Origin of the sequence: Micromonospora sp. D75, assembly GCF_018070405.1 — a bacterium.
GTDB lineage: Bacteria > Actinomycetota > Actinomycetes > Mycobacteriales > Micromonosporaceae > Micromonospora > Micromonospora chalcea.
In genome coordinates this window covers 1-6,518 of the sequence record NZ_JAGPXV010000328.1, presented here as the reverse complement: position 1 = coordinate 6,518, position 6,518 = coordinate 1, and the positions used below count along the sequence as shown (strand labels likewise).

General features: G+C 72.3%; 5 protein-coding genes and 1 pseudogene. 5 read left to right on the top strand and 1 reads right to left on the bottom strand.

Features of this window, described 5'->3' with window-relative positions:
- A pseudogene (locus KBX39_RS19385) lies at positions 1 to 1,070 on the top strand (serine/threonine protein kinase); the annotation flags it as partial.
- 200 nt (positions 1,071 to 1,270) lie between these two features.
- Positions 1,271 to 2,080, top strand: coding sequence for a metal-dependent hydrolase (locus KBX39_RS19380; RefSeq protein WP_043329783.1), 810 nt, complete (start codon positions 1,271 to 1,273; stop codon positions 2,078 to 2,080).
- Between the two features lies 1 nt (position 2,081).
- Here the strand turns inward: KBX39_RS19380 and KBX39_RS19375 are convergent, their stop codons facing one another.
- Positions 2,082 to 2,222 (bottom strand): hypothetical protein, encoded by a 141-nt coding sequence (locus KBX39_RS19375; RefSeq protein ID WP_157538970.1) that lies wholly within the window; start codon positions 2,220 to 2,222, stop codon positions 2,082 to 2,084.
- Between the two features lie 299 nt (positions 2,223 to 2,521).
- On the opposite strand from KBX39_RS19375, the gene KBX39_RS19370 reads away from it, so the two are divergent.
- Genes KBX39_RS19370 through KBX39_RS19360 form a run of 3 tightly spaced genes read left to right on the top strand, consistent with a single transcriptional unit; the run spans position 2,522 to position 6,510 of the window.
- Positions 2,522 to 3,568, top strand: a complete 1,047-nt coding sequence (locus KBX39_RS19370) for a LacI family DNA-binding transcriptional regulator (protein WP_064445380.1) — start codon at positions 2,522 to 2,524, stop codon at positions 3,566 to 3,568.
- Between the two features lie 40 nt (positions 3,569 to 3,608).
- Positions 3,609 to 5,204, top strand: coding sequence for an FAD-dependent oxidoreductase (locus KBX39_RS19365; protein WP_043329781.1), 1,596 nt, complete (start codon positions 3,609 to 3,611; stop codon positions 5,202 to 5,204).
- Between the two features lie 22 nt (positions 5,205 to 5,226).
- Positions 5,227 to 6,510: an ABC transporter substrate-binding protein gene (locus KBX39_RS19360; protein ID WP_043329780.1), complete on the top strand. Its 1,284-nt coding sequence runs from the start codon at positions 5,227 to 5,229 to the stop codon at positions 6,508 to 6,510.
- The last annotated feature ends 8 nt before the right edge of the window (positions 6,511 to 6,518 follow it).

The window sequence follows — 6,518 nt, the reverse complement described above, 5'->3', positions numbered from 1 at the left end:
AGCCACCGCCGCGCCCCCGCCCGGAGCCGCCGCAGCGGGACCGGTCCGACGAACTGAAGCGGGCGGAGTCCCCCGCGACCACGCCGGCGGAGCCGCCCCGGGCGGCCCCGGACCGCTCGGGTCCGGTCAGCCTCGGCCCGACGGTCCTCACCAGCTTCGTCGACCCGGGGAGCCCGACCGGCCCCGAGTCCGCGCCCCGCGCCGACGCGCTGAGCCCGGTGCGCATCCCCGGCCCGGACGCGGCGCCGGTCGCCCGCCCGGCCCCGGTCGCCCACAGCGGCCCCGCCGACAGCGGTGCGCTGCGGGCCGGCCCGCCCCCGCCCACCGGCGTTCCGCGCCCCCCGGACCGGCCGCTCGACGCCGAGGATCAGAAGCGGCTGCGACGCTGGGGGCTCGCCGTGGGCGCGGTGCTGCTCGCCGTGGCGACCGGCGTCGGCACCGCGCTGGCGGTCACCGACGGCGCCGACGACCGTCCGGAGGCGCGCCGGTCCGGCGAGGCCGTCGCCCGGCCCTGGGATCATCAGCCCGGCGGCCCGGGCGTGCCCCCTCCCCCGTTCCCCTGCGTCCGGCCGGACGTGACGGGCACGCCGGTCCGCAAGGGCCCACCTCCCGAGGACCCGGCGGTGAACGTGCCGGCCGGCTGGGTCTGGCCCGCCGACACCGGCGGCTTCCACATCGCCCTGCCCGCCGGGTGGCTGCAGCTGCGCTCCGGCGACACGACCTGCTTCCAGGACCCGGCCACCCGGCGCATCCTCGGCGTCGAGCCGTATCCGGGTGGGGATCCGGTGGGCCGGCTGCGCTCGTCCGAGCGGGATCTGACCTCCGCCGGTCGGCTGCCGCAGTACGAGAAGATCCGGCTGGCCGCCGACGGTCCGGGCGCGGAGTGGGAGTGCCGGTGGACCGCGCCGTACGGCGAGCGGATGCGCGCGTTGCGCGTACTGCCCGGTCAGCGGGCCGGGTGGACGCTCGGGCTGACCACGTCCGACGCCGACTGGGCGGACGCGTCGAAGCAGTTCGCGGTCATCCGGGCGAGCCTCGGCACGGTCCGGCCCACCCGTACCGCGGGCTGAGCCGCACCCCGTCCCATCACCGACAGTCGGCGTGGCGCCGGCTGCCCGGCCCGCCATAATTCCGGGTGGCAGCGGTACGCCGTCGCGCGTCCGCGGCACCCCTTCCCCAGTGGACCGTCCGGCTGATGCCCCGCTGTCGCACGGGCTGACTACAGTGGCGTAGTTTCGTGGATCAAGATCTTCGGGAAGGGCGAGCCGAGATGATGGGACCGTCCCACGCGCTCTCGGGCGCGGCGGTGTGGCTGACCGGCTCCTGGGCCATGGCCCAGTTCGCGGACTACCACCAGACACCGCTGGCGCTGGCGGTGGGCACTGCGGTCTGCGCGGGCGGTGCGCTCTTCCCCGACCTCGACCTGTCCGGGAAGGTCACCCGCAACCAGGGCGGCGCCACCGTGGCCCGTACGTTCGGCGTGGTCAGCCTCTTCGTCGCCGAGGTGGTGGAGAAGATCTCACTCGGCGTCTACTACGCCACCAAGCTCAGCAAGGATCCGCGCCGCAACAACGGGCACCGCACGCTCACCCACACCATCCCGTTCACCGTGCTGGTCGGCTGGGGCACCACCGCGCTCTGCGCCCACTACGGCAAGTGGGCCGTCGTCGGAATCCTCTTCTTCATGATCGGCCTGGCGCTGCGCGGGCTGTTCGACAAGTGGGCCGAGCGCGCGGGCTGGGTGGTGGTCACGCTGGTGTCCGCCGCCGCGGCCTGGTTCACGTTCGCCAACCTGCCCGGCGACCGGGGCTATCCGATGATCGGCCTCGCGGTCGGGGTGGGCTGTTTCGTGCACATCCTCGGCGACATGATCACCCGGGCCGGGGTGCCGATCCTGTGGCCCATCCCGATCAAACGCCGGATGTGGACGATGATCGGCCTGCCCAACAAGATCGCTCTGCGTACCGGCAGCAAGGCCGAGACGGTGGTGCTGCGCACCGCGATGACGATCCTGTCCGTCCTGGCCGCGGTGGGGCTGGTCGCGCCCTCGGTGCTGCAGCGCTTCGACATCCAGGTGTAGGTCAGCCCGCCTCGGCGCGTACCGGGCGGGCGGTGGCCGCCCGGGCCCGGATCAGCCGGGCCGTCCAGCCCACGCCGCGACGGCGCCACGACCGTCCGATGAGAACGGTAATGCCCGGGGTGGCGGCGGGCAGAGGCCGCACCCGGCATCACTCTGGGTAGGGAAGCAAGCGTCGTCGATCATCCGTGCGGACGATCGACGACACGCTAATGCGCATTAGCGCGGAGGTCCGCCTACTGTCGCGCGCCCGGTCGGCCCTTGTCAAGATTCCCGCCCGAACAACCGCAGGGCAGCGGCGGGCGCGGTTGCTAATCCGCATTACATCAGGGAGTTCATCGAACGGAAATCTTCCGGCCACCCCTTGACAGGACGCCGGGAGAGCAGAGAGGCTCCATCCCGACCCGATCGCTAATACGCATTAGCGGAAGTGGAAGGACCGACGTGACCCCTCCCCCCAGGCGTGTCACCCAGCGTGACATCGCGCGCATGGCCGGCGTCAGCCAGGCGACCGTGTCGCTGGTGCTCAACAACCGCACCGACGCCGACGTCCGGATCGCGCCGGAGACACGGGACCGGGTCTTGCAGGTCATCGCCGAGACGGGATACGCCGCCGACCCGGCCGCCCGCCGCCTCGCCTCCGGGTTCAACCGGATCATCGGCGTCTTCACCTACGAGCCGGCCTTCCCCAGCGGCAGCCGGGACTTCTTCCACCCGTTCCTGCTCGGCATCGAGGAGTACGCCGAACGGGTCGGCTGCGACCTGCTGCTGTTCACCAGCGCCCCGGTGGTGGACGGCCGGCGGCGCATCTTCCACCAGGACAACCGGCTGCGGCTGGCCGACGGCTGCATCCTGCTCGGCCGGGAGATCGACGGCGCGGAGCTGCTCCGGCTCAACCGCGACGGGTTCCCCTACGTCGCCGTCGGGCGCCGCGACGACGCCGGCGGCCCGGTGCCCTACGTCGGCGCCGACTACGCCAGCGCGGTCCACCGGCTGGCCGAGCGGGCGGTGGAGCTGGGGCACCGGCGGCTGACGTACGTGGGCATGGGCACCTCGGCCGAGTCCTCGCACGACCGGCGCAGCGGTTTCCACGCCGGCGCGGCCGGCGCGGACAGCGCCCGCCAGATCACCGCGACGGCGGAGACCGCCGACGCCACAGTGGACGACCTGCGGGCCGACGGCAGCACCGTCGCCTTCGTGGAGGACTTCGCCACCGCCGTGGCGCTGGAGACGGCCGCCCGCCGCAAGGGGCTGACGGTGCCCGGTGACCTGTCCGTCGTGACCCTCGGCGACCCGACCGTCCCGGTGCCCACGGACATCACGTTCACCGGGTTCCGCATCCCGCGCGAGGAGATGGGCCGCCAGGCCGTCGAGGTGCTGACCGGCGTCATCGACGGCAGCGCCGGCGGCCTCCAGCAACGGCTCCTGCCCTGCGAACTCGTCGAGGGCGACACCCTCGGCGTCCCTGGATCGGCGGCCGACCGGCGCTGACACGCCCGGCCGCGCAACTGGAAGGAAGCAAGTGGTACTAATGCGTGCGGACGTCCTCGTCGTCGGGGGCGGACTGGGCGGTGTCGCCGCGGCGCTGGCCGCGGCCCGTGCCGGCCGGTCCGTCATCCTGACCGAGGAGTTCGACTGGCTCGGCGGGCAGCTCACCAGCCAGGCGGTCCCGCCGGACGAGCACTCCTGGATCGAGCAGTTCGGCGCCACCGCGAGCTACCGGGAGTTGCGCGACGGCATCCGCGACTACTACCGCCGCCACTACCCGCTGACCGAGCGGTCCCGGGCGTGGACCGACCTGAACCCGGGCGCGGGCTGGGTGAGCCGGCTCTGCCACGAGCCCCGGGTGGCGGTCGCGGTCCTGGAGCAGATGCTCGCGCCGTACCGGGGGTCCGGGCGGCTGACGGTGCTGCAGCCGTACCGGCCGGTCGCGGCCGAGACCGACGGCGACCGGGTCACCGGCGTCACGCTCGCCCACCGGGACCGCGACGAGCGGATCGAGGTGGAGGCACCGTACGTCCTGGACGCCACCGAGACCGGTGAGCTGCTGCCACTGACCGGCACCGAGTACGTGACCGGGTTCGAGTCGCAGGCGCAGACCGGTGAGCCGAGCGCGCCGGCGCAGGCGCAGCCGCTGAACATGCAGGCGGTGTCCGTCTGCTTCGCGCTGGACCACGTCGACGGCGACCACACCATCGACCGGCCCGCCGGGTACGACTTCTGGCGCGACTACAAGCCGGACTTCTGGGGCGACCGGCTGCTGTCCTGGCGGTCACCCCACCCGCGCACGCTGGAGATCGTCGAGCGCAGCTTCACGCCGAACCCGGACGACGACCCGCTGGGCGTCAACGCCGACCAGCGGCTCAACCCGGGCGACGGCAACCTGTGGACGTTCCGGCGCATCGCGGCGCGGCGCAACTTCGTCGACGGCGCGTACGGCAGCGACATCACGCTCGTCAACTGGCCGATGATCGACTACTTCGAGGGCCCGGTCATCGACGTGCCGAACGCGTCCTGGCACCTGTCCCAGGCACGCGAGCTGTCGTACTCCGTCCTGTACTGGCTGCAGACCGAGGCGCCCCGTCCCGACGGCGGCACCGGCTACCCGGGGCTGCGGCTGCGCGGCGACGTGACCGGCAGCCCCGACGGGCTGGCGCAGGCGCCCTACATCCGGGAGTCGCGCCGCATCCGCGCCGAGTACACGGTGGTCGAGCAGGACCTCTCCCTGGCGGTACGCGGCGAGCACGGCGCGGTGAGCTACCCCGACTCGATCGGCGTCGGCATGTACCGCATCGACCTGCACCCGTCGACCGGCGGCGACAACTACATCGACGTCGGCTCCTGCCCGTTCGAGATCCCGCTCGGCGCGCTCATCCCGCAGCGGATGGAGAACCTGCTGCCGGCCGGCAAGAACATCGGTACCACGCACATCACCAACGGCAGCTACCGACTGCACCCGGTCGAGTGGAACGTCGGTGAGGTCGCCGGCCTGCTGGCCGACTTCTGCCTTGCGCGGGGCGAGTCCCCGCGCGCGGTCCGCGGCACCCCCCGCCTGCTGGCCGAATTCACGGACCGCATCTCGGCCGCCGGCGTGGAATGCCGCTGGCCACAGATCGCGGGCTACTGAACCCCCGGTGAGGAGAAGGAAAGTGAGATACGGAAGACTGTCCGGCCTGGTCGCGGCGACCATGACCGGTGTGCTCGCCCTGACCGCCTGCGGCGGTGGCGGCGACGCCAAGGACGACGGTCCGGCGAGCCTGCGGATGACCGTCTGGTCGGCGAACGAGGCGCACCTCAAGCTGTTCAACGAGATCGCCGACGAGTACCGCAAGAACAACCCGGACGTCGCGGAGATCAAGTTCGATCCGCTGCCGTTCGAGAACTACACCACGACGCTCACCACGCAGATCGCCGGCGGCAACGCGCCGGACCTCGCGTGGATCTTCGAGAACTCGGCTCCGGACTTCGTCGCCTCCGGCGCGCTGAGCCCGCTCGACGACACGCTGAAGAAGGCCGACGGCTACCAGTACGACGACCTGTCCCCCGCCACGCTGAAGCTGTGGCGCAACGACGGGAAGCTCTTCGCGTACCCGTTCTCGACCTCGCCGTTCGGCGTGTTCGTCAACAACGACATGCTCAAGAAGGCCGGGCAGAAGACCCCGGCCGAGCTGATCGCGGCCGGGCAGTGGAACTGGGACACCGCGCTCGCCGCGGCCGGCGCCACCGCCGCGAAGTCGGGCAAGGCCGGGCTCGTGGTCCGCGACTTCGACTACAAGGGCTGGGACAACCTGGCCACGTTCTGGACCGGCTGGGGCGCCCAGGCGTGGAGCGAGGACGGCCGCAGCTGCGGGTTCAACAGCCCGGAGATGGTCGAGGCGATGACCACGCTGCACAAGGCGATCTTCACCGGCAAGGCGCTGCCCGGTCCGGGCACGACCGCCGACTTCTTCGCCGGTGACGCGGCCATGACCGTCACCCAGATCTCCCGCGCCTCGCTGCTGAAGGAGAACGGCTTCGACTGGGACCTGGTCCCGCTGCCGGCCGGTCCGAAGGGCCCGTACGCGGTGGTCGGCCAGGCCGGCATCGGCGTGATGAAGAAGAGCCCGCACGCCGAGCAGGCCGCCGACTTCCTGGCCTTCTTCACCAACCCCACCAACTCGGCGAAGCTGGCCCAGTTCTTCCCGCCGCCGCGGCAGTCCCAGCTGACCGCCGAGACGCTGGCGAAGACGAACCCGAAGCTCAAGCCGGAGCAGCTGCAGAAGGTCGTCATCGACGGCATCACCAACGGCACGGTCAAGCCCAGCCACTCCGGGCAGGCCGAGCTGAGCCAGCAGGTGCGCGCCGCGCTCGACCCGCTGTGGAAGGCGGACGCGGACGTCAAGGGCGTACTCGACGGCGTCTGCTCCAAGATCCAGCCGCTGCTGGCGAAGTAGGGCCGAGG